Below are 20,063 nucleotides of genomic sequence, written 5' to 3'. Positions count from 1 at the left end.
GGCCGCCGGCGACTCCGGCGGTCCCGGTGACGCGCTGGCGACGGCGGGGACGCTCGCGGGCGCCGCCGCCCTCGGCGGGGGTGCCGTGGCGCTGGCCCTGCGCCTCCACGGCCGACGCTCCGCCCCCCGGCCCTGACCGACGGGCAGCCCGAGCAGCAGTCCCACAGTGATCCACACGTACGCGTTGCCGCCGACGAAGCCGACGAGGCCCGACGCGTCGTCGAACCACAGCCACACGACGCTGCTGCACAGCAGGACGTACAGGCCCGCGGTGAGCCACAGCAGCCGTCCGCGCCGCAGCCGCAGGCCCGTCTCGCCGAGGATCACCAGCGAGGGCAGCAACCAGACGAGGTGGTGCACCCAGGTGATGGGGCTGACCAGGCAGGCGGCGAGTCCGGTGAGGGCGAACGCGCCGAGGACGTCACCCGCGGCGAGGGCCCGGCGTGCCCGCCACGCCCACACCGCGAGAACGCCCAGGGCCAGCAGCGCCCAGACGGCACGGCTCGGTTCGGCGGGGTCGGTGAGACGGGCCAGTACGCCCTGCAGCGACTGGTTGGAGACGTAGGCGAGGCGGCCGATACGGGACGTGTCCCAGAGCGCGTCGGTCCAGTAGAAGCGCGAGGCGTCCGGCGCGACCACGGCCGCGAACACGGTGGCGGCCGTCGCGACCCCCGTGGCGGTGGCCGCCGCGCGCGGGCGCCGGGCGAGCAGCAGCAGGACGATGAAGATCGCGGGCGTGAGCTTGACCGCCGCGGCGAGACCGATCCCGACACCCGCCCAGCGGCCGCGTCCGGCCGCGAGCAGCCGGGCGTCGGCGAGGACGAGGGCCAGCAGCAGGAGGTTGACCTGGCCGAAACTGAAGGTGTCGCGGACCGGTTCGAGGAGGGCGAGCAGACAGACGCCCACGGCGAGCCCGAACAGGCCGTACCGGCGCAGCCTGCGCCCCGTCAGCACGTACAGGGTGTGCAGGACGAAGGCCGTCGCGGCGAGGTTGAGCAGCAGGCCGACGGCGATCGCGGTGTGCAGGCCGAGGAGCGCCATCGGCAGCATGCTGACCGCCGCGAACGGCGGATAGGTGAAGCCGTACGTCGTCCCGGGCACCCGGTAGTCGTAGAGGTGGCCGCCGTGGTGGATCCAGGTGTCGACGGCTCCGTGGTAGACGCGCAGGTCGAACCAGTCCCGCAGCAGGGGCACGGTCGCGGTGAAGACGGTCACGGCGGTGGCCAGGACGAGGACGAACAGCAGACGCCCCCGGTCGGTGCGCGGCAGCCTCATGCCGTCCGCCCCAGGACGGGGGCGTTCGACGTCTGGTGCGCCTGCCACAGGACGACCAGCGCGAGCATCCCGCCCGACACCGCGAGCGCCAGTTGCTCGCTGTCGGGCGGTGCGCCGCTGGGCAGGACGGCGAGGGCGAGGGCTCCGGTCACGGCGGCCACCCGGTGGCGTACGGACGTGCTGGGCGCCGCCGCGGCGATCAGGAACAGGCCCCACAGCGCGTACCAGGGCCGGATGGCCGGGCCGAGCACGGCCACCGTCGCCAGGCTGAGGCCCAGCGCGTAGACGGGGCTCACGCGGGGGCGGCGCAGCCAGATGGCCGCGATGACGACACCGGTGAGCAGCAGGCCGAAGGCGTGCCAGGCGGGCAGCGCGTACGGGGCGAGATCGCTGCCCAGAGCGCGGAGGATGTCGCCGGTGGCCCGGCCGAGGAGGCTGGTGGGCGACCAGTTGTGCGGGGACACGGGTGTCTTCAGCGCGGCGATCCAGCCGTACCCCGTACCGGCCGCGGCGGTCGCGGCGACGGTGGTGGCGAGCGCGGCGGCGATCGTCGTGACGGTGGACTTCACCGTGCCCCGTCCGGCGCGCACCTGGAGTGCCACGACGGCCGCGAGGCCCAGGACGGCCGGGGCCTTGACCAGTGCGGCCAGGGTGACGAGGACGGCGCCCAGGACGGGCCAGCGGCCGAGGGCCGCCACCAGTCCGGCGCCGAGCAGGCCGAGCATGATGGCGTCGTTGTGCGCTCCGGCCACCAGGTGCAGCAGCACGAGCGGGTTGAGCGCGCCCAGCCAGAGCGCGGCGGCGGGGTCGGCGCCGCTGTGCCGGGCGAGCTTCGGCAGTGCGGCGGCCATCAGCGCCACGCCGAGCAGCGCGACGACCCGCATGCCGAACAGTCCGGCCGGCACCTCGCCCCGCGTCAGGCCCGACAGCGCGGAGGCCACGGCGAGGAAGACGGGCCCGTACGGGGTCGCGGTCCGCCGCCAGACCGGCGCCACCTCGTCGGCGAGGGGTCCGCCGAGGATCGCGGGGCCGTGCGTGTACACGTCGAGGTGCGCGTCGACCATCGCGCCCTGGGCCAGATAGCTGTACACGTCCCGGCTGAACAGGGGCGGAGCGAGCAGCAGGGGGATCGCCCACACGGCGAGGACGATCAGCAGCGCACGGGGAGTCGGCGGTTCGGGTCCCCGGATGACCCGCCCCAGCAGCGCCCAGGCGGCGATGAGCAGAACGACCCCGAAGTACACGCCGACCAGGCCGAGTGCCGCGCGTCCGGACGCGAGCGACGGCAGTTCCCGGACGGGCAGGGCGCCGGCCGTCTCGCCGCCCGCCGCGAGGACGACCGAGCCCGCGAGCCCGAGCAGCTGACAGCGACGCAGATCGACGGTGAAACCCTTGGCCAACACTCGGCAAGCGTGTCAAGGCGGGGTGGCCGGAAAACGACGCGCCCGCCTCGGAGCGGCAGCCGCGGCATGACCGCCGTCTTACCGATCCGGCCGGCCGCTCAGAACACCGAGAGGCCGGTGATGGTGGTGAAGCGGTCGAGGGCGGCGACTCCCGCGACCGAGTTGCCGTGTCCGTCCAGGCCGGGGCTCCAGACGCAGAGCGTGCAGCGGCCGGGGACGACGGCGATGACCCCGCCGCCGACACCGCTCTTGCCGGGCAGGCCCACGCGGTACGCGAACTCGCCCGCCGCGTCGTACGTGCCGCAGGTGAGCATGACCGCGTTGACCTCCTTGGCCTGGCTCATCGTCAGCAGGCGGCTGCCGTCGGCGCGGATGCCGTGGCGGGCGAGGAAGCCGGTGGCCAGGGCGAGGTCGGCGCAGGACGCCTCGACGGAGCACTGCCGGAAGTACTCGTCGAGCAGGACCGGGACCGGGTTGCCGATGTTCCCGTAGGCCGCCATGAAGTGGGCGAGTGCCGCGTTGCGGTCGCCGTGGGCGGACTCGGAGGCGGCCACGTCCTCGTTGATGGCGAGGTGTTCGTTGCCGCTCTCCGCGCGCAGGAAGTCGAGGAGGGTGCCCGCCGCGTCGCCGGTCTGGGTGTGGAGGCGGTCGGTGACGACGAGGGCGCCCGCGTTGATGAAGGGGTTGCGGGGGATGCCGTTCTCGTACTCCAGCTGGACGAGGGAGTTGAAGGGGTTGCCGGAGGGTTCGCGGCCGACGTGTTCCCAGAGTTCGTCGGCCTCGTGGGCCAGGTCCAGGGCGAGGGTGAAGACCTTGGTGATGGACTGGGTCGAGAAGGGCTGACGCCAGTCGCCGACGCCGTACACCGTGCCGTCCAGCTCGGCGACGGCCATGCCGAAGCGGCGGGGGTCGCAGGCGGCGAGGGCCGGGATGTAGTCGGCAGGCCGGCCGCGGCCCGGGGTCTGCTCGATCTCGGCGGCGATGCGGTCCAGGACGGGCTGGAAGGTCAGGGGCGAACTCATGATCGCATTCTGCCTCCGCCGGCACGCCCACGCGGCCGACGACGGGGTCCCCCGCCGCCCCCCACCCAAGGGACTGCGCCGTTCCCCGCGCCCCCAAAAGCCACAAGACTGCGCCGTTCCCCGCGCCCCTGAGGGGCGCCCCCTAGGGGCGCGGGGAACTGCGCGGGCAACCCCAACCGGCCGTCACTTCGTCACGCGGCGGGCCACCGACCCCCTAAGGGGCGCGGGGAACGGCGCGGGCAACTCCGACCCACCCGCACCTCGCACACGTTTCGGTGCGTGGGGCCCGGCCGGCGCGTTCACGCGGCGGCCGGTGGTTCCGTCAGGGGGTCGAGCGCTCGGGTCGGGCGGATACGGCCCACCACCTCGCCGCCCCCGAGCAGCGGCGCCCCGGCGAACTCGGCGAGCGCGCCCGGGTCGACCCCGGCCCGGGCGAGGGCCGCCGCGGTGACCGGCACCCGCGCGCGGTCCGCGCCGTCGGCGATCTTCACGGCGACGGCGCGGCCGTCCGGAAGCGCCGCGACCTGCACACCTTCGAACCCGTCCTTCGCCAGCAGCCCCGGCACGGCCCGCATCAGCGCGGCGACGTCCCGCCCCGACCCCGACGCCATCTCCGCGTGCTCGCGCATCGCGTCGGCGACCCGCGCCTCGGGCGTACCGGTCGGGGCCGTCGTGATCCGCGCGGCGGCCCGGGCGAGGCCGTGCAGCGAGACGGCGAACAGCGGAGCCCCGCAGCCGTCGACCGTGACCTGCGCGACGGACTGCCCGGTCAGGTCCTCGACGATCTCCTCGATCGCCTGCTGCAGCGGATGCGCGGGGTCGAGGTAGTCGTCGAGCGACCAGCCGTTGAGCCGCGCCGTGTAGAGCATCGCCGCGTGCTTGCCGGAGCAGTTCTGGGCGAGTCTCGACGGCAGTCGCCCGGCCCGGATCCAGTCCTCCCGGACGACCGGGTCGAAGGGCAGGTCCGGGACGTTGCGCAGGTCGTCCTCGGTGAGTCCGGCGAGTTCCAGGATCCGCCGGCTGCCGGCGAGGTGGCGTTCCTCGCCGGAGTGGCTGGCGGCGGCCAGCGAGAGCAGGTCGCCCTCCAGCGGCAGCCCGGCCCGTACCATCGCCACCGCCTGGACGGGCTTGAGAGCCGAGCGCGGGTAGAAGGCCGCCTCGATGTCACCGATCTGCAGGTCCACGCTCCCGTCGGCGGCCAGCACGACCACCGAGCCGTAGTGGATGCCCTCGATGACCCCGCCGCGTACGAGATGGGCGACGGGCGCATGCAGCGGTTCCCGTACGGAAGGGGCCGCGCCGAGCGAACTCCCGCATCCGGAAAGGGCGTTGGGGCTCATGCGTCCACCCGGCCGTTCCGCAGCGCGGCGACCCGGCCGCGTACGCCGTACCAGCCCGCCACCAGCGCCGCCACGATCAGCGGGAGGCACAGGACCGTCGTACGGCCCGCTCCCCCGTCCGCGTACATGAGGACCAGGACGGAGGCGAGGAAGAAGAGGGTGACGACCTCGGTCCAGGGCGAGCCCGGGAGGCGGTAGCCGGGACGGTCCACCTCGCCCTCCTGCGACTTCCGCCAGAACTGCAGATGACAGATCATGATCATGCCCCAGGTGGCGAGGATGCCGAGCGCGGCGAAGTTGAGGACGATCTCGAAGGCGTCGGCGGGCACGACGAAGTTGAGCCCGACGCCGAGTACGCAGATACCGCTGGTCAGCAGGATCCCGCCGTACGGGACCTGGCTGCGGCTCATCACGGAGGTGAACCTGGGCGCCGAGCCGGCCATCGACATGGAGCGCAGGATGCGGCCGGTCGAGTACAGGCCGGAGTTGAGGCTGGACATGGCGGCGGTCATCACGACCAGGTTCATCACGCCGCCCGCGGCCGGGATACCGATGTTGGAGAGCACGGTCACGAACGGGCTCTCCCCGGCGGTGTACTTGTTCCAGGGCAGCAGCATGGACAGCAGGAGCACCGAGCCGACGTAGAAGAGGCCGACCCGCCACATGATCGAGTTGATGGCCTTGGGGAGGATCTTCTCCGGGTTCTCCGTCTCGCCCGCCGCGACGCCGACCAGTTCGACGGAGGCGTACGCGAAGACGACGCCCTGGACGATCAGCAGCATCGGCAGCAGGCCGTTGGGGAAGAGGCCGCCGTTGTCGGTGATGAGGGAGGGGCCGGGGGTGGCTCCGTCGACGGGGTGCTGGGTGACCAGGACGAAGATCCCGATCAGCATGAAGGCGACGAGCGCGCCGACCTTGACGATGGCGAACCAGAACTCCAGCTCGCCGAAGATCTTCACCGAGATCAGGTTCACGGTGAGTACGACGGTCAGCGCGATCAGGGCGATCACCCACTGCGGGATGTCGGAGAACATGCCCCAGTAGTGGGTGTAGGTGGCGACCGCGGTGATGTCGGCGACGCCGGTGGTCGCCCAGTTCAGGAAGTACATCCAGCCCGCGGTGTACGCGCCCTTCTCGCCGAGGAACTCCCGGGCGTAGGACACGAAGGCGCCGGAGGACGGCCGGTACAGGACGAGTTCGCCGAGGGCGCGGACGACGAGGAAGGCGAAGACTCCGCAGACGGCGTACGCGATGAAGAGGGACGGGCCCGCGTCCACGAGCCGGCCGCCGGCGCCGAGGAAGAGGCCGGTGCCGATGGCCCCGCCGATGGCGATCATGTTGACGTGCCGGGACTTCAGGGACTTGCTGTACCCCGCGTCACCGGCGTCGACATGACCGCTCGCCCTCCTTTTCCGCTCCGCGGGCTGCGTCTGTTCTTCGAGGGACTGCTCGCTCACGCGTTGGTTCCGTTTTCTGTGGGGGTGCCCGCGGGGTCCGTGCGTTCGGGGCGCACGATCGCGGTGAGGGTCGTCTCGACGCGGTCGAGGTGGTGCGCCATGGCGTCGGCCGCGTCGGCCGCGTCGCCGTCGACGAGGGCCTCGACGATGGCGCGGTGCTCACGGTTGGACTGCTCGCGACGGCCGCCGAGCTCGTTGAGGAACGCGGACTGGCGGGCCAGCGCGTCCCGGATCTCCTCGATCACGCGGCGGAAGACCGGGTTCTGGGCGGCCTGTGCCACGGCGAGGTGGAAGAGCGTGTCCATGGCGACCCACGCGGTGGTGTCCCGCTCGCGCTCCATCCGTTCGAGCAGGTGGGCCAGGTGGTCCAGGTCCTCGGGGGTCCGGCGCACCGCCGCGTAGCCGGCCACCGGGATCTCGACGTGCCGGCGGACCTCCATCAGGTCGCTGGCCGTGTAGTCGCCGAAGGTGGGGTCCTCGACGGGGCCGCTGGACACGACGAAGGTGCCCTTGCCGGTCCGTGACACGGTCAGGCCCATGGTCTGCAGGGCGCGCAGGGCCTCCCTCAGCACGGGTCTGCTGACCTCCAGCCGTCGGCACAGCTCCGCCTCGGAGGGCAGCTTGTCCCCCACGGCGTACTCGCCGCGCTCGATGGCACCGCGAAGGTGCCCGAGCACGGCTTCCATGGCGCTGATACGCCTCGGTACGGAGCCGGCTGTCTGGCTGTCTGACAGGTTCACGTTGGTGATCCTGCGGGGCACGGGAGGCGACTGTCAAGGTCGGCCGTGCGGCACCACACCTCCGACCTGCTCCTCTGTGCTTCCGCGCCCATCCCCTCGGCATCCCCCTCGGCGGCTATGCCCAGACGGCCTGGGCCGCCGCGACCCCCGCGAAAGCGGCCCCGAGCCCCGCGGTCACGCTCGCGACGACGTTGACGGCGGCGTGGAGACGGGCGCCGCTCTCGGCCAGCCGCAGCGTTTCGTACGAGAACGTCGAGTACGTGGTCAGCGCCCCGCACAGGCCCGTACCGAGCAGCAGTTGAAGGTGGGAGGAGGCCGCTCCCGCCGTGGCCGCGCCGGTCAGGGCGCCCAGGACCAGGCAGCCGACGACGTTCACGACGAAGGTGCCCCAGGGGAAGGCCGAGTCGTGCCGGGAGCGCACCGCGTGGTCGGTGAGGTAGCGCAGGGGCGCGCCGACCATGCCGCCGACGATCACCAGCACCCAGTTCATGACGGCTCCCGCCCCGCGCTCCACCGGGCCGCCGCCCGGCGCGTCAGCATCACGGCCAGGCACACCGCCGCGAGGGCCGCGAAGAGGGTGGCCGCGAGATAGGCGAGGGCGGTGCGGGGGTGGCCCTCGTCCATCAGCCGCTGGATGTCGACGGCGTACGTCGAGAAGGTGGTGAAGCCGCCCAGCACCCCGGTGCCGAAGAAGGGGCGCACCAGCGGGTGGGGCGTCCACACCTCGGTGATCAGGACCATGAAGACGCCGATCACGAAGCAGCCGACGACATTGACCCCGAACGTGGTCCACGGGAAGCCGCCCGTCCGCGCGGGCCAGAGCAGTGCGGCTCCGTAGCGCGCCGACGCCCCGGCCGCGCCGCCGACCGCGACGACCGCCAGGGCCGGCCCCTGCCCCCGCCACAGCGGCGTGCGCCGGGCGGGCGCGCCGGGTTCCGGCGGTTCGTCCACCGTCTCCTGGTAGGGGCTGGTCATGCGCCGTGTCTCCTGATCTCGGGCCGGAGATCAGGCTAACCGCCGGTGCCGGTCAGGAGGCGCCCGAGGCCTCCTCGGCGATGGCGTCGAAGCGGGCCGCCATCGCCGCCTGGAGCGCCTGGGCGGCCGACAGGGGGCGGACCATCACGGTGAGGTCGTCGATTCGGCCCTCCTCGTCGAAGTGCAGGATGTCGCAGCCCTGGAGGGCACGGTCCCCCACCCGCGCCTCGAAGACGAGGACGAGGTCTCGGCCGCCGGGGTCCGCGACCTCGCGGACGTAGTGGAAGTCCTCGAGGACCTGGATGACCGCGCCCAGGATCGCGGAGGTGATCGCCTTTCCGGCGTACGGCTTGAAGACCACCGGGCTGGTGAACACGACGTCCTCGGAGAGCAGGTCGACGACGGCCGCGTGGTCGCCGTCCTCGACCGCCTTGCGGAAGGGATGCGTCATCTTCCACCTCTCGCTCTCATACTCAATACGTTGAATAGGTGTGTCGGACACTACTCTCCCGGTCCGTCAACCCGCAACGGGTCCACGGGGGTACACGGGCGGCCTGGAGAGGTAGGAAGGAACCACCGAACCGGAGGTGCTGTCGTGTACTACCCGCTGACCGTCCGTGACTTCCTCGACCGCGCGGCCCATGTCTACCCGGACCGCGTCGCGGTCGTCGACGAACCGGAACAGCCGGGGCCGAGCCTCGGCGAGCTCACCTACCGGGAGCTGGCGGCGCTGGCCCGCGCGCAGGCGGCCAGGCTCGACGCGTTGGACGTGCCGGTGGGCGGCCGGGTCGCGGTGATCTCACAGAACTCGGCGCGCCTGCTGACCTCGTTCTTCGGCGTCTCCGGCTGGGGGCGCGTCCTCGTACCGGTGAACTTCCGGCTCACCCCGTCGGAGATCGACTACATCGTCCGGCACTCCGGCGCCTCGGTCGTGTACGCGGACGCCTCCTGCGCGGACGTGCTCGACACCCTCGACGTCAAGCACACGTTCGTCCTCGGCGACGACGACGATCTCTTCCTGCACGGCGTCGCACCGCGCGACTGGGCGGAGCCCGACGAGGGCGCGACGGCCAGCGTCAACTACACCTCCGGAACGACCGCCCGCCCCAAGGGAGTTCAGCTCACCCACCGCAATCTGTGGCTGAACGCGACCGTGTTCGGCCTGCACACCACGATCAGCGACCGTGACGTCTATCTGCACACGCTCCCGATGTTCCACGCGAACGGCTGGGGCATGCCGTACGGCGTCACGGGTGTCGGCGGCCGGCACATCGTGCTCCGGCAGATCGACGGGGCCGAGATCCTGCGCCGCGTCGAGCGGCACGGCGTCACCCTGATGTGCGCGGCGCCCGCCGTCCTGAACGCCGTGCTCGACGCCGCCGCCGACTGGCAGGGCGACATCCCCGGCCGCGACCGGGTGCGTATCGTCTGCGCGGGCGCGCCGCCGCCGACCCGCACGATCGAGCGTGTGACGGTCGAACTGGGCTGGGAGTTCATCCAGATCTACGGGCTCACCGAGACCTCGCCCCTCGTCACGGTCAACCGGGGCCGCGCGGAGTGGGACGACCTGGCACCCGCCGAACGGGCCCGCAGGCTCGGGCGGGCCGGGGTGCCCGCGCTCGGCGTGCGCGTCGACGTCGACGTGGACGGCGAGGTGCTGACCGCGTCCAACCACAACCTGGACGGCTACTGGGAGCAGCCCGAGGAGACGGCGAAGGCCCAGGAGGGCGGCTGGTTCCACACCGGGGACGGCGGATACCTCGACGACGAGGGGTACTTGGTGATCTCCGACCGCAAGAAGGACGTCATCATCTCCGGCGGCGAGAACGTCTCGTCGATCGAGGTGGAGGACGTCATCACCTCGCATCCCGCGGTGCGTGAGGTGGCGGTGATCGGCATTCCGGACGCCAGGTGGGGCGAGCTGGTGACCGCGCTCGTGGTGACGGACGGATCCGGGGTCACCGCCGAGGAGCTGATCGCCCACTGCCGTACGCGGCTCGCCGGTTTCAAGACACCCAAGCGGGTCGACTTCGTGGAGTCGCTGCCGCGCACGGCGACCGGGAAGCTGCAGAAGTTCAAGCTGCGGGAGCCGTTCTGGCGGGACTGACGGGAGCGGTAGGGGTGGGGTGGGAACGGCCGCCCGTCTCCGCCCCACCCCGTTGCTCACGTCCGGGCCGTCACCGGTGGCTGAACCACGCCATCGCCGGCAGCGCCCTGTCGTCGTAGCCGAACAGGGCCTGGTTCTCCCAGCCGTTGCCGGACGAGGGGTCCGCCGGGTCCCAGCCGTTGCCGGTCACCGCGGTCCAGGTGGACTCCCAGTAGAAGATGCCGAGGCCGCGGCCGTTCGGGACGGCCTCCACGATGCTCGCCACGTCCTTCATCCACTGGGTCTGGCCGGCCGTCGAGGCGGCGTAGCCGGGGACGAGTTCGCTCGCGAGGTCGATGATGTTCTCGTGGGTGTCCTTGCTGTCCAGCCGGAAGGGGTAGGCCGTCTCGGCGAGGTACACCGGCTTGCCGTAACGGGACGCCGCGTCGTCCAGGGTCGTCTGGAAGTCGGCGAGCGTGCCGTGCCAGTAGCCGTAGTAGGACAGCCCGATGACGTCGAACTTCACGCCGTTGGACACGGCGCTGTCGAACCACCAGCGGGTGCCGGCCAGATCACCGCCCTTGGCGAGGTGGATCGCCACGGCCGTACCCGAGTTGACGGCCTTGACCGCGTCGTAGCCCGAGTTGAGCAGACCGGCGAGCTGCGACCAGTTCGAGGTGGAGCCCTCGTTCCAGAGCATGCCGCCGTTGATCTCGTTGCCGACCTGCACCATGTCGGCGGTGGTGCCCTGGGCCTTCAGGGCGTTCAGCACGTCGTACGTGTGGTGGTAGACGTCCGTCTTCAGCTGGCTGTAGGTGTGTCCCGACCAGGCGGCCGGCTTGGACTGGGCGCCCGGGTCGGCCCAGGTGTCCGAGTAGTGGAAGTCGACGAGGAGCTTCATGCCCTGTGCCTTGACGCGCTTGGCGATCGCGAGGACGCGCGCCTTGTTGTTGTAGCCGTCGGCGGGGTTCACCCACACCTTGAGGCGCGCGTAGTTCTGCCCGGCGGACTTGAGGATGGCGAGCGCGTCGCCCGTGGTGCCGGAACTGTTCTTGTAGACGCCGCCCTTGGCCTCGCTCTTGGCGAGTGACGACACGTCAGAACCCTTGACGGACAGGCCTGTCGAGCCCGGCGCGAAGGTCAGGTCGTCGACATTGACCCAGTTGCCGGCCTTGGCGTCGGAGGTGACGCTGATCGTGCACTGGTTGTTCGTCACGGCTATGGAGGTGACGATCCGCAGCCAGCCGCTGGACGAGACGGGGATGTCGGTGCGCTGCTCCGCGCTCCCGCAGTTCTTGAGCGCGAGATAGGCGGAGTTCTGGCCGCCGCCCGAGCGGACCCAGGCGGTGAGCTTGTAGGTGCCGTTGGTGAGGCCGGAGAGGTACTGGTACGTCTCCACCTTGTACGCGGAGGCCGAGTAGTGCGTGAGCCGGTGGCTCCCGCTGTGGCCGCCGGCCTCGGTGAAGGAGGCGGCGCTCTGGCCCGCGGCCGAGTAGGTGGTCCAGCCGGTCGGGGTGGCTGTGCCTGTGCCGTTCGACTCGAAGCCGGGGTTGGTGAGGGTGGTGGCCGCGTTTGCGCTCTGCGCGGGCAGTACGGTCAGGGCGAGGCCGGCTGCCAGTGGGAGCAGCAGGGCCTTGAGTGTGCGTCTTGGATGGAACATCGTCGTCGTTGTCCCTTCGACGTGATGTGGATGAGACCCCGCGTCGCGTGGCGACGGGGGGTTGTACTCGCCCCCGCCGCCCCTACCCGTTCCCGTCCACGTATGGGGGCTGCGCCCCCTCGCCCCCGTTCTCCTCAAACGCCGGACGGGCTGCCGGTGGTTAGCCCCTCCGGCGTTTGAGGAGCGGGGGTTCGGGGGCTGGCCCCCGAGTCAGTGACGGGAAGGGTAAGGGCGGCGGGGGCGAAATCAGCTGGTCGGGTCAGTCGTCGAGTCGTACGACCCGTACGGCCCCCGCCGGCACCGCGAGCCGCCCCGCGGCCCGCTCACCGGTCAGCAACTCCGTCCCGTGCGCATCGAGCGGCACCTTGACCTCCACCCCCGAGTGGTTGACCGCGAAGAGGAACACCCCCGACTCCCCCACCCGCCGCACCACTTCCACGTCACGGGGCAGATCGGCCCGCGGAGCGATCCGCGCGTCGTCGGCGGCCCACCCGATCAGCGCGTCGAGCCCCTGCGCCCCGAGCCGCGTGGACACGTACCACGCGGACCCCGCCCCGAGCCGGTGCCGGGTGACCGCGGGATGCCCGGCGGCGAGCCCGTCGGCGTACGTCCACACGGTCTCGGCACCGCGTGGCACGACGAACTCGCTCCACACGTCACCGGCGAGTTCGGAGCCGTCGGGACCGGTGAGCCGCACCCGGTCGCCGGCGAGGAGCGGTGAGAACTCCTCGACGGTCAGGCCGAGTACGTCCCGCAGCGGGCCGGGGTAGGCGCCGTCGTGCACGGCGTCGTGCTCGTCGACGATGCCGGAGAAGTACGAGACGACGAGGGTGCCGCCGTTCTCGACGTACTCCTTCAGGTTCAGTCCGGCGGCTTCCGTCATCAGGTAGAGGGCCGGGACCACGACCAGCGGATAGCCCGACAGGTCGGCCTCGGGGTGGGCGAAGTCGACGGTGAGGTGCCGGTCGTAGAGGGCCTCGTAGAAGGCGTCGGCGCGCTCGCGCGGGTCGTGGTCCTCGCTCGGCCGCCAGGCGAGGTTCTGCGCCCACCAGGAGTGCCAGTCCCACAGGACGGCCGCGTCGGCCACCGTGCGCGTGCCGCGCACAGCGCTCAGCGAGTCGACGGACGCCCCGAGTTCGACCACCTCGCGCCACACCCGCGAGTCGGTGCCTGCGTGCGGCAGCATCGACGAGTGGAACTTCTCCGCGCCGCGCCGTGACTGCCGCCACTGGAAGAACATCGCGCCCTCGGAGCCGCGGGCCACATGGGCGAGGGAGTTGCGGGCCATCTGGCCGGGCGCCTTCGCGGGGTTGCGGGCCTGCCAGTTGACACCCGACGTGGAGTGTTCGAGCAGCAGCCAGGGGGCGCCGCCCGCCACGGAACGGGTCAGGTCGGCGGCCATCGCGAGGTTCACGTGCGTACGGCGGCCGTCGGTGATCAGGTAGTGGTCGTTGCTGACGAGGTCGACCTCGCGGCCCCAGGCCCAGTAGTCGACGGAGTCGCACTGGCTGAGGGCGGTCATGAAGTTCGTGGTGACCGGGATGCCGGGTGCCAGGCGGTGCAGGATGTCCCGCTCGGCCACGAAGTTCTCGCGCATGGTGGCGTCGGCGAACCGCTTGTAGTCGAGGGCCTGGCCCGGGTTGCCGACCGTCGGGGTGAGCCGCGGCGGGTTGATCTGGTCGAGGTCCGCGTACCGCTGGCCCCAGAAGGCCGTGCCCCAGGCCTCGTTGACCGCGTCGATCGCGTGCACCGTACCGTCCGGGCCGGCCGTGCCGTAGGCCTCGGTGAGCCAGCGGCGGAAGTGGGCCGCGCAGTTCTCGCAGTAGCAGGCCGAGACGGGGACCCCGTACTCGTTGTGGACGTGCCACAGGGCCAGCGCGGGGTGCTCGGCGTAGCGGGTGGCGAGCCGCGTGGTGATGTTGGCGGCGGCGGCACGGTAGTGCGGGTTGCTGTGGCAGATCGCGCCGCGCGAACCGAACTCGTACCGGGTGCCGTCGGCGGCCACCGGCAGCGCCTCGGGATGCTCCCGGTAGAACCAGGCGGGCGGCGCGACCGTCGGCGTACCGAGGTCGGCGCGTATCCCGTTCTCGTGCAGCAGGTCCAGTACGCGGTCGAGCCAGCCGAAGTCGTAGGTGCCCGGCGAGGGTTCGAGCAGGGCCCAGGAGAAGATGCCGACGCTGACCATCGTGACGCCGGCCTCGCGCATCAGCCGGACGTCCTCGGGCCACACGGCCTCCGGCCACTGCTCGGGGTTGTAGTCCCCACCGAAGGCGAGCCCGGTGAGGCCCTTGGGGGTGGTCTCCGGCATGGAATGTCTCCCGGTCAATCGATCATTTGGGAACGTGCACACACAGCGCCAGCGGCGCGAGGCCAACATAACCGCACAGCAACAACCATTGACAAGTGTCCGGGATGTTTCTCTACTGTGAACGCTCACAGAAGCATGGCAGGCCTCCGCAGCAGGCGGAGACCACGGTCAGGGAGATACATCCATGCCACACACGAAGCTGCGTCGCCTCGTGACCATCTCGGTCGCCGTGACGCTCGGCGCCACCGCACTCGCCGCCTGCGGGTCCTCGGACGACGACTCCGGCAAAGACGACGGGGCCGACTCGGGGCCGGTCTCACTGACGTACTGGTCCTGGACGCCGGGCATGGACAAGGTCGCCGACCTGTGGAACAAGGGCCAGGGCAAGAAGGACCGGATCACGGTCACGGTCAAGAAGCAGGCGTCCGGCGACACACTGGTCACCAAGATCCTCACCGCGCACAAGGCCAAGAAGGCCCCGGACCTGGTCCAGGCCGAGTACCAGGCGCTGCCGACGCTGGTCAGCAATGACGCGCTCGCCGACATAGCCGGCGACGTGGACGGCGTGCAGGACAAGTTCGCCGAGGGCGTCTGGCAGCAGACCACGCTGGGCTCGGACGCGGTGTACGCGATCCCGCAGGACTCCGGGCCGATGATGTTCTACTACCGCCAGGACCTGTTCAAGAAGTACGGCCTCGAAGTCCCCAAGACCTGGGAGGAGTTCGCCGAGACCGCCCGCGCGCTGAAGAAGAAGTCGCCGGGCACGGACCTGACCACGTTCTCCGCCAACGACTCCGGGCTCTTCGCCGGGCTCGCCCAGCAGGCCGGTGCCAAGTGGTGGACCACCGAGGGCGACAAGTGGAAGGTCGGCATCGACGACGCGGCCTCGCAGAAGGTCGCCGACTTCTGGGGCGGCCTCGTCAAGGAGGGCGCCATCGACAACCAGCCGATGTACACGCCGTCCTGGAACAAGGCGCTGAACACCGGCAAGCAGATCGCCTGGGTCAGCGCGGTCTGGGCGCCGGGCACCCTCACCACCGCCGCGCCCGAGACCAAGGGCAAGTGGGCGATGGCCCCGCTGCCGCAGTGGTCCGCCGGTGAGAACGTCACGGGCAGCTGGGGCGGTTCGTCCACGGCCGTCACCACGGACTCCCAGCACAAGTCGGCCGCCGCGAAGTTCGCCGCCTGGCTGAACACGGACCCCGAGGCGCTGACCGCGCTCGCGAAGGAGGGCGGCATCTACCCGGCCGCCACGAACGCGCAGACCAGTGGCGCCTTCACCGAGCCGCCGGCGTACTTCTCGAACCAGCCGGACTTCTACACCCAGGCCTCCGCCATCGCGAAGACCGCCGCGCCCTCCGCGTGGGGCCCGAACGTGAACGTCGCGTACACCACGTTCAACGACGCGTTCGGCTCGGCCGCCAAGAACAAGTCGGACTTCGGCGCCGCCCTGGCGAAGATGCAGGACGAGACCGTCGCCGACCTCGAGAAGCAGGGCTTCGAGGTCGCGGAGTGACAAGCGCACGCCGGAGGTCGTACGGGGTCAAGGGGGCCCCGTACGCCCACCCGTCTCCCACCACCACCCTCGACCGAGCGCGAAGCGCCCCCTATTTCTTCCTCCTCCCCGCGACGATCCTGTTCGCCCTCTTCTTCGCACTGCCCATCGGGTACGCGATCTGGCTCAGCCTGCACAAGGTCCAGGTCAAGGGTTTGGGACTCGGTTCCGGGGCCCGGAAGGAAGTCTGGGCGGGCCTGGAGAACTACACCGACTCCCTCACCGACCCCGAGCTGCTCGCCGGAGCGCTGCGCGTGCTCGGGTACGGCGCGATCGTCGTCCCGGTGATGCTCGGCCTCGCGCTGCTCTTCGCGCTGATGCTCGACGCCGACCGGGTGCGCCTCGCACCGGTCACCCGGCTCGCGATCTTCCTCCCGTACGCCATCCCCGGTGTCGTCGCGGCGATGCTGTGGGGCTTCCTCTACCTGCCGGACGTCAGCCCCTTCTACTTCGTCCTCGACAGACTGGGCATGCCGCAGCCGGATCTACTGGACGGCGGGCCGCTGTACATCGCGCTGTCGAACATCGCGGTGTGGGGCGGCACCGGCTTCAACATGATCGTCATCTACACCGCGCTGCAGGCCATCCCCGCCGAGGTGTACGAGGCGGCCAAGCTGGACGGCGCCACCCCGCTGCAGACCGCGATCCGGATCAAGATCCCGATGGTGGCGCCCTCACTGGTGCTCACCTTCTTCTTCTCGATCATCGCGACGCTCCAGGTGTTCAGCGAGCCGACCACGCTCAAGCCCCTCACCAACTCCGTCTCCACGACCTGGAGTCCGCTGATGAAGGTGTACCAGGACGCCTTCCGCAAGGGCGACATCCACTCGGCCGCGGCGACCGCGGTGATCATCGCCCTCGTCACGCTGGTCCTGTCCTTCGGCTTCCTGCGGGCCGCGAACTCCCGTACCAAGCAGGAGGCAGCACGATGAGTTCTCTTGCCGTCCGCAAGGCGGCCCCTGCCGCGGGCACGACACCCGGCACCGCGCAGGGGCCGCCGCTGCGCCGCCGGATCGCCTTCGTCCCGACGGTGACCCTGCTGATCGGCGCGATCTACTGCCTGCTGCCGGTGGCGTGGGTGGTGATCGCGGCGACCAAGTCGGGCAGCGAGCTGTTCTCGACGTTCACGTTCCTGCCCGGCACGGGCTTCACCGAGAACATCAGGGACCTCAACGCCTACCGCGACGGCGTGTACTGGAAGTGGATGGGCAACTCCGCCCTCTACGCGGGCCTCGGCGCCCTCCTGTCGACGGTCGTGTCGGCGTTCAGCGGCTACGCCCTCGCGATCTACCGCTTCCGCGGCCGCGAGACCGTCTTCAACATCCTCCTCGCGGGTGTGCTGATGCCGCCGGTGATCCTCGCCATCCCGCAGTACCTGCTGATGGCCAAGGCCGACCTCACGGATTCGTACGCGTCCGTGCTGCTGCCGCTGGTCCTGTCCCCGTACGGCGTCTATCTCGCGCGGATCTACTCCGCCGCGGCCGTGCCCGCCGACGTCGTCGAGGCGGGGCGGATGGACGGCGCGAGCGAGCTGCGGATCTTCACCCGGATCGCGCTGCCGATGATGGTGCCCGGCCTGGTGACGGTCTTCCTGTTCCAGTTCGTGGCGGTCTGGAACAACTTCCTGCTGCCGTACATCATGCTCAGCGACGACGAGAAGTTCCCGATCACCCTCGGTCTGTTCACCCTCCTCGAACAGGGCTCCAACACCCCGGCCCTCTACACGCTGGTGATCACCGGCGCGCTGCTCGCGGTGGTCCCGCTCGTCGCGCTCTTCCTGGTCATCCAGCGGTTCTGGAGTCTCGATCTGCTGTCGGGAGCCGTAAAGTCGTGACCATGAGCCAATCGGGGGGCCGGCGCCGACCGCCGACGATTCACGACGTCGCGCGCGAGGCGGGAGTGTCCCGGGGGACCGTGTCCCGCGTCCTGAACGGCGGGCACTATGTGAGCCCCGCCGCCCAGGAGGCGGTCAACGCCGCCATCCGCAGGACGGGTTACGTCGTGAACCGGCACGCCCGCTCGCTGATCACCGGACGCTCGGACTCGATCGGCTTCCTGCTCACCGAACCGCAGGAGAGGTTCTTCGAGGACCCCAACTTCAACGTCCTGCTGCGCGGTTGTACGCAGGCACTGGCGGCGCACGACATCCCCTTGCTGCTGATGCTGGCGGGCACCGACGACGAGCGGCGCCGCATCACGCGGTACATCACGGCGGGCCATGTCGACGGGGTTCTGCTGGTCTCCAGCCACTCCGGCGACCCGGTGGCCGAGCAGCTGCGCGACGCCGGTGTGCCGCTCGTCATGTGCGGCAAGCCCATCGGCGTCGGCTCCAAGATCAGTTACGTGGCCGCGGACGACCGGGACGGCGCCCGGGACATGGTGCGCCATCTGGTGTCGCTCGGGCGGCGCCGGGTGGGCATGGTGACCGGCCCGCTGGACACCCCCGGCGGTGTCGAGCGCCTCGCCGGGTACCGCGAGGTGCTCACCGAGTCGGGCATCGAGCTGGACGAACGCCTCGTCACGTCCGGTGACTACAGCCGGGCCAGCGGCGAGGCGGGCGCCGAACTCCTGCTGGAGCGGGCGCCGGACATGGACGCGGTCTTCGTGGCCTCCGACCTGATGGCGCAGGGCGTGCTGAGCGCACTGCAGCGGGCGGGCCGGAGCGTCCCCGGTGACGTGGCGGTGGGCGGCTTCGACGACTCCTCCGCGGCGGTCGCGGCGAGCCCCGAACTCACCACGATCCGCCAGCCCTACGACCGCATCAGCTCCGAGATGGTCCGGGTGCTGCTCGCCCAGATCGGCGGCGAGGACCCGGCGGCGGTGATCCTGCCGACGGAGCTGGTGAAACGCCGGTCGACCTGAGGCGAGGGCTCACCGGCCGCCCGCCGACAGCAGGGTCCGTACTCCCTCGGCGGTCAGCATCACGCTGTCCGGTGAGCCGGCGTCGATGGTCAGGGAGGGGTTCCGCTCGGGCCAGTACGCCGGGAGCGTGCCGAGCGGGACGACACAGTAGTAGCGGACGCCCGGCAGGGAGTGGATCATGCGTGCTTCCGAGGTGAAGACCCGCACGGTCCGCTCCGTCACCGGCAGATTCAGCTTTATCGGATCCCCGCCGTCGTCGTCCGGGCCGTAGGACGGGATCAGTACGTCACTGTCGGCGAGCGTCGCCCGCGCGCGCGGGTCCCCTCCGTCGTACGCCAGGACGCTCAGGGCCCGCAGGATCACATCGGCGGTGTCTTCGCCGGTCACGTCGGTCGTGGTCATGGTGCCGCGCTCCACCCTCCCCGCGCGGCCCCCGGAGACCCGATTGCCCGGAGATGATCCGTCCGCACGGAATGCACCTCTTCTACCCACTCATCCTGCCCCCATGCGCCACCCAAGCAGGTGCCCTGTACACTGAGTGACTGCGAAGGGGAGTAGTCCTGCGAACCGGTCGTCGACACACTGGAACCCTCGGGTTCCCGGTGGCCGGGCCCATGTGACACATGGGCGGACGAGACCTTCGGCCAGGCATTGCCGTGCCCGCGATCCCGCGGCGCACCCGACATGCCGGGCCGATCGGTTCTCCCGTCGCCCCGACCTAGGGCGCTTCGCGAAGATCCGGGGGCCCGGTCCCTACAGAAAGCCACCGGAATGCATCTCGACCCTCTGGCGATCCTCACCGCCTTCGGGCTGATCTTCCTCGCCGAGCTGCCGGACAAGACGATGTTCGCGTCGCTGGCCATGGGTACGCGTATGCGGCCGCTCTACGTGTGGTTCGGTACGTCCACCGCGTTCATCGTCCATGTCGCCATCGCGGTGGGCGCCGGAAGCCTGATCGGCCTGCTGCCCGACTGGACCGTCAAGTCGGTCTCGGCCGCCCTCTTCGCGTTCGGTGCCTTCATGCTGCTGCGCGGCGGCGGGGACGACGACGAGGAGGACGCCGGCGGCCGTACCGTCACCGGCTTCTGGCCCGTCTACACGACCGCCTTCATGGCCGTCTTCATCAGCGAGTGGGGCGACCTGACACAGATCACGACCGCCAACCTCGCCGCCACGAACGGGGTCGCGTCCGTGGCCGTCGGTTCGGCGGCGGCCCTCATGTCGGTCTCCGCGCTGGCGCTGCTGGCCGGGCGCTTCATCGCCAAGCGCGTCCCCCTCAAGACCGTGCAGCGCGTCGGCGGGATCTGCATGCTCGGCCTCGCCGTCTGGTCGGTGGTGGAGATCTTCGCGGGCTGACGGGCCGGCGGGCCGCGGCGGGGC

The 20,063-nt window shown here is 71.0% G+C and carries 18 protein-coding genes; 6 read left to right on the top strand and 12 right to left on the bottom strand.

The window, feature by feature from the left end; all coding sequences use genetic code 11:
- The 9 genes from IE278_RS19790 to IE278_RS19750 form a co-directional block, all read right to left on the bottom strand.
- The coding region (locus IE278_RS19790; RefSeq protein WP_189774103.1) for a glycosyltransferase 87 family protein at positions 1 to 1,275 on the bottom strand (1,275 nt) is incomplete at its 3' end.
- On the bottom strand, positions 1,272 to 2,678 hold the full coding sequence (mptB, locus tag IE278_RS19785; protein ID WP_189774101.1) for a polyprenol phosphomannose-dependent alpha 1,6 mannosyltransferase MptB: 1,407 nt from the start codon (positions 2,676 to 2,678) through the stop codon (positions 1,272 to 1,274). The genes IE278_RS19790 and mptB, both read right to left, overlap by 4 nt.
- A 98-nt stretch (positions 2,679 to 2,776) precedes the next feature.
- On the bottom strand, positions 2,777 to 3,700 hold the full coding sequence (locus tag IE278_RS19780; protein WP_189774099.1) for a glutaminase: 924 nt from the start codon (positions 3,698 to 3,700) through the stop codon (positions 2,777 to 2,779).
- Between the two features lie 299 nt (positions 3,701 to 3,999).
- Entirely contained in the window at positions 4,000 to 5,040 is a 1,041-nt protein-coding gene (locus IE278_RS19775; RefSeq protein ID WP_189774097.1) for an asparaginase, read from the bottom strand.
- Positions 5,037 to 6,497 carry an amino acid permease gene (locus IE278_RS19770; RefSeq protein ID WP_189774095.1) on the bottom strand — a complete coding sequence of 487 codons (1,461 nt, stop codon included), beginning with the start codon at positions 6,495 to 6,497 and terminating at the stop codon, positions 5,037 to 5,039. Before IE278_RS19770 ends, IE278_RS19775 begins: the two co-directional genes overlap by 4 nt.
- Complete coding sequence (locus tag IE278_RS19765; protein WP_189774093.1) at positions 6,494 to 7,237, bottom strand: FadR/GntR family transcriptional regulator; 744 nt, start codon at positions 7,235 to 7,237, stop codon at positions 6,494 to 6,496. Before IE278_RS19765 ends, IE278_RS19770 begins: the two co-directional genes overlap by 4 nt.
- A 115-nt stretch (positions 7,238 to 7,352) precedes the next feature.
- Entirely contained in the window at positions 7,353 to 7,727 is a 375-nt protein-coding gene (gene crcB / locus IE278_RS19760) for a fluoride efflux transporter CrcB (RefSeq protein WP_189774091.1), read from the bottom strand.
- Complete coding sequence (crcB, locus tag IE278_RS19755; RefSeq protein WP_189774089.1) at positions 7,724 to 8,212, bottom strand: fluoride efflux transporter CrcB; 489 nt, start codon at positions 8,210 to 8,212, stop codon at positions 7,724 to 7,726. Before crcB (IE278_RS19755) ends, crcB (IE278_RS19760) begins: the two co-directional genes overlap by 4 nt.
- 52 nt (positions 8,213 to 8,264) lie before the next feature.
- On the bottom strand, positions 8,265 to 8,663 hold the full coding sequence (locus IE278_RS19750) for a nuclear transport factor 2 family protein (protein ID WP_189774087.1): 399 nt from the start codon (positions 8,661 to 8,663) through the stop codon (positions 8,265 to 8,267).
- A 144-nt stretch (positions 8,664 to 8,807) separates the two neighbouring features.
- Between IE278_RS19750 and IE278_RS19745 the strand changes: the two genes are divergently transcribed.
- Positions 8,808 to 10,319: an AMP-binding protein gene (locus IE278_RS19745; RefSeq protein ID WP_189774085.1), complete on the top strand. Its 1,512-nt coding sequence runs from the start codon at positions 8,808 to 8,810 to the stop codon at positions 10,317 to 10,319.
- A 70-nt stretch (positions 10,320 to 10,389) separates the two neighbouring features.
- On the opposite strand, the gene IE278_RS19740 is transcribed toward IE278_RS19745, so the two are convergent.
- Both IE278_RS19740 and IE278_RS19735 read right to left on the bottom strand, forming a co-directional pair.
- Positions 10,390 to 11,958: a glycoside hydrolase family 53 protein gene (locus IE278_RS19740; protein WP_189774083.1), complete on the bottom strand. Its 1,569-nt coding sequence runs from the start codon at positions 11,956 to 11,958 to the stop codon at positions 10,390 to 10,392.
- A gap of 259 nt (positions 11,959 to 12,217) precedes the next feature.
- On the bottom strand, positions 12,218 to 14,266 hold the full coding sequence (locus IE278_RS19735; RefSeq protein WP_189774081.1) for a beta-galactosidase: 2,049 nt from the start codon (positions 14,264 to 14,266) through the stop codon (positions 12,218 to 12,220).
- 184 nt (positions 14,267 to 14,450) lie between these two features.
- Here IE278_RS19735 and IE278_RS19730 point away from each other — a divergent pair, with 184 nt between their 5' ends.
- From IE278_RS19730 to IE278_RS19715, 4 genes are read left to right on the top strand one after another with little or no spacing between them, the layout of a single operon-like run.
- The gene (locus IE278_RS19730) at positions 14,451 to 15,782 is read left to right on the top strand and encodes an extracellular solute-binding protein (protein ID WP_189774079.1); all 1,332 of its coding nucleotides are present in this window, start codon (positions 14,451 to 14,453) and stop codon (positions 15,780 to 15,782) included.
- Complete coding sequence (locus IE278_RS19725) at positions 15,779 to 16,753, top strand: carbohydrate ABC transporter permease (protein ID WP_189774077.1); 975 nt, start codon at positions 15,779 to 15,781, stop codon at positions 16,751 to 16,753. The genes IE278_RS19730 and IE278_RS19725 overlap by 4 nt, the downstream gene beginning before the upstream one ends.
- The gene (locus IE278_RS19720) at positions 16,750 to 17,655 is read left to right on the top strand and encodes a carbohydrate ABC transporter permease (protein WP_189774075.1); all 906 of its coding nucleotides are present in this window, start codon (positions 16,750 to 16,752) and stop codon (positions 17,653 to 17,655) included. Before IE278_RS19725 ends, IE278_RS19720 begins: the two co-directional genes overlap by 4 nt.
- Entirely contained in the window at positions 17,652 to 18,683 is a 1,032-nt protein-coding gene (locus IE278_RS19715; RefSeq protein ID WP_189774073.1) for a LacI family DNA-binding transcriptional regulator, read from the top strand. Before IE278_RS19720 ends, IE278_RS19715 begins: the two co-directional genes overlap by 4 nt.
- A 9-nt stretch (positions 18,684 to 18,692) precedes the next feature.
- On the opposite strand, the gene IE278_RS19710 is transcribed toward IE278_RS19715, so the two are convergent.
- Complete coding sequence (locus IE278_RS19710) at positions 18,693 to 19,085, bottom strand: SseB family protein (protein WP_189774071.1); 393 nt, start codon at positions 19,083 to 19,085, stop codon at positions 18,693 to 18,695.
- Between the two features lie 369 nt (positions 19,086 to 19,454).
- On the opposite strand from IE278_RS19710, the gene IE278_RS19705 reads away from it, so the two are divergent.
- Positions 19,455 to 20,039 carry a TMEM165/GDT1 family protein gene (locus IE278_RS19705; protein ID WP_189774069.1) on the top strand — a complete coding sequence of 195 codons (585 nt, stop codon included), beginning with the start codon at positions 19,455 to 19,457 and terminating at the stop codon, positions 20,037 to 20,039.
- Positions 20,040 to 20,063 lie beyond the last annotated feature (24 nt).

The sequence above is a fragment of the Streptomyces tauricus genome, from assembly GCF_014650955.1.
In the GTDB taxonomy this organism is placed as follows: domain Bacteria; phylum Actinomycetota; class Actinomycetes; order Streptomycetales; family Streptomycetaceae; genus Streptomyces; species Streptomyces tauricus.
Note: the sequence above shows the minus strand (reverse complement) of the source record. Positions and strands in the feature narration are given on the sequence as shown.

What these genes read in the sequence shown, in the direction of transcription:
- IE278_RS19780 (WP_189774099.1), bottom strand. Translation starts at nt 3,700, where the DNA reads ATGAGTTCGCCCCTGACCTTCCAGCCCGTCCTGGACCGCATCGCCGCC.
- IE278_RS19775 (WP_189774097.1), bottom strand. Translation starts at nt 5,040, where the DNA reads ATGAGCCCCAACGCCCTTTCCGGATGCGGGAGTTCGCTCGGCGCGGCC.
- crcB (WP_189774091.1), bottom strand. Translation starts at nt 7,727, where the DNA reads ATGAACTGGGTGCTGGTGATCGTCGGCGGCATGGTCGGCGCGCCCCTG.
- crcB (WP_189774089.1), bottom strand. Translation starts at nt 8,212, where the DNA reads ATGACCAGCCCCTACCAGGAGACGGTGGACGAACCGCCGGAACCCGGC.
- IE278_RS19750 (WP_189774087.1), bottom strand. Translation starts at nt 8,663, where the DNA reads ATGACGCATCCCTTCCGCAAGGCGGTCGAGGACGGCGACCACGCGGCC.
- IE278_RS19740 (WP_189774083.1), bottom strand. Translation starts at nt 11,958, where the DNA reads ATGTTCCATCCAAGACGCACACTCAAGGCCCTGCTGCTCCCACTGGCA.
- IE278_RS19735 (WP_189774081.1), bottom strand. Translation starts at nt 14,266, where the DNA reads ATGCCGGAGACCACCCCCAAGGGCCTCACCGGGCTCGCCTTCGGTGGG.
- IE278_RS19730 (WP_189774079.1), top strand. Translation starts at nt 14,451, where the DNA reads ATGCCACACACGAAGCTGCGTCGCCTCGTGACCATCTCGGTCGCCGTG.
- IE278_RS19720 (WP_189774075.1), top strand. Translation starts at nt 16,750, where the DNA reads ATGAGTTCTCTTGCCGTCCGCAAGGCGGCCCCTGCCGCGGGCACGACA.
- IE278_RS19710 (WP_189774071.1), bottom strand. Translation starts at nt 19,085, where the DNA reads ATGACCACGACCGACGTGACCGGCGAAGACACCGCCGATGTGATCCTG.
- IE278_RS19705 (WP_189774069.1), top strand. Translation starts at nt 19,455, where the DNA reads ATGCATCTCGACCCTCTGGCGATCCTCACCGCCTTCGGGCTGATCTTC.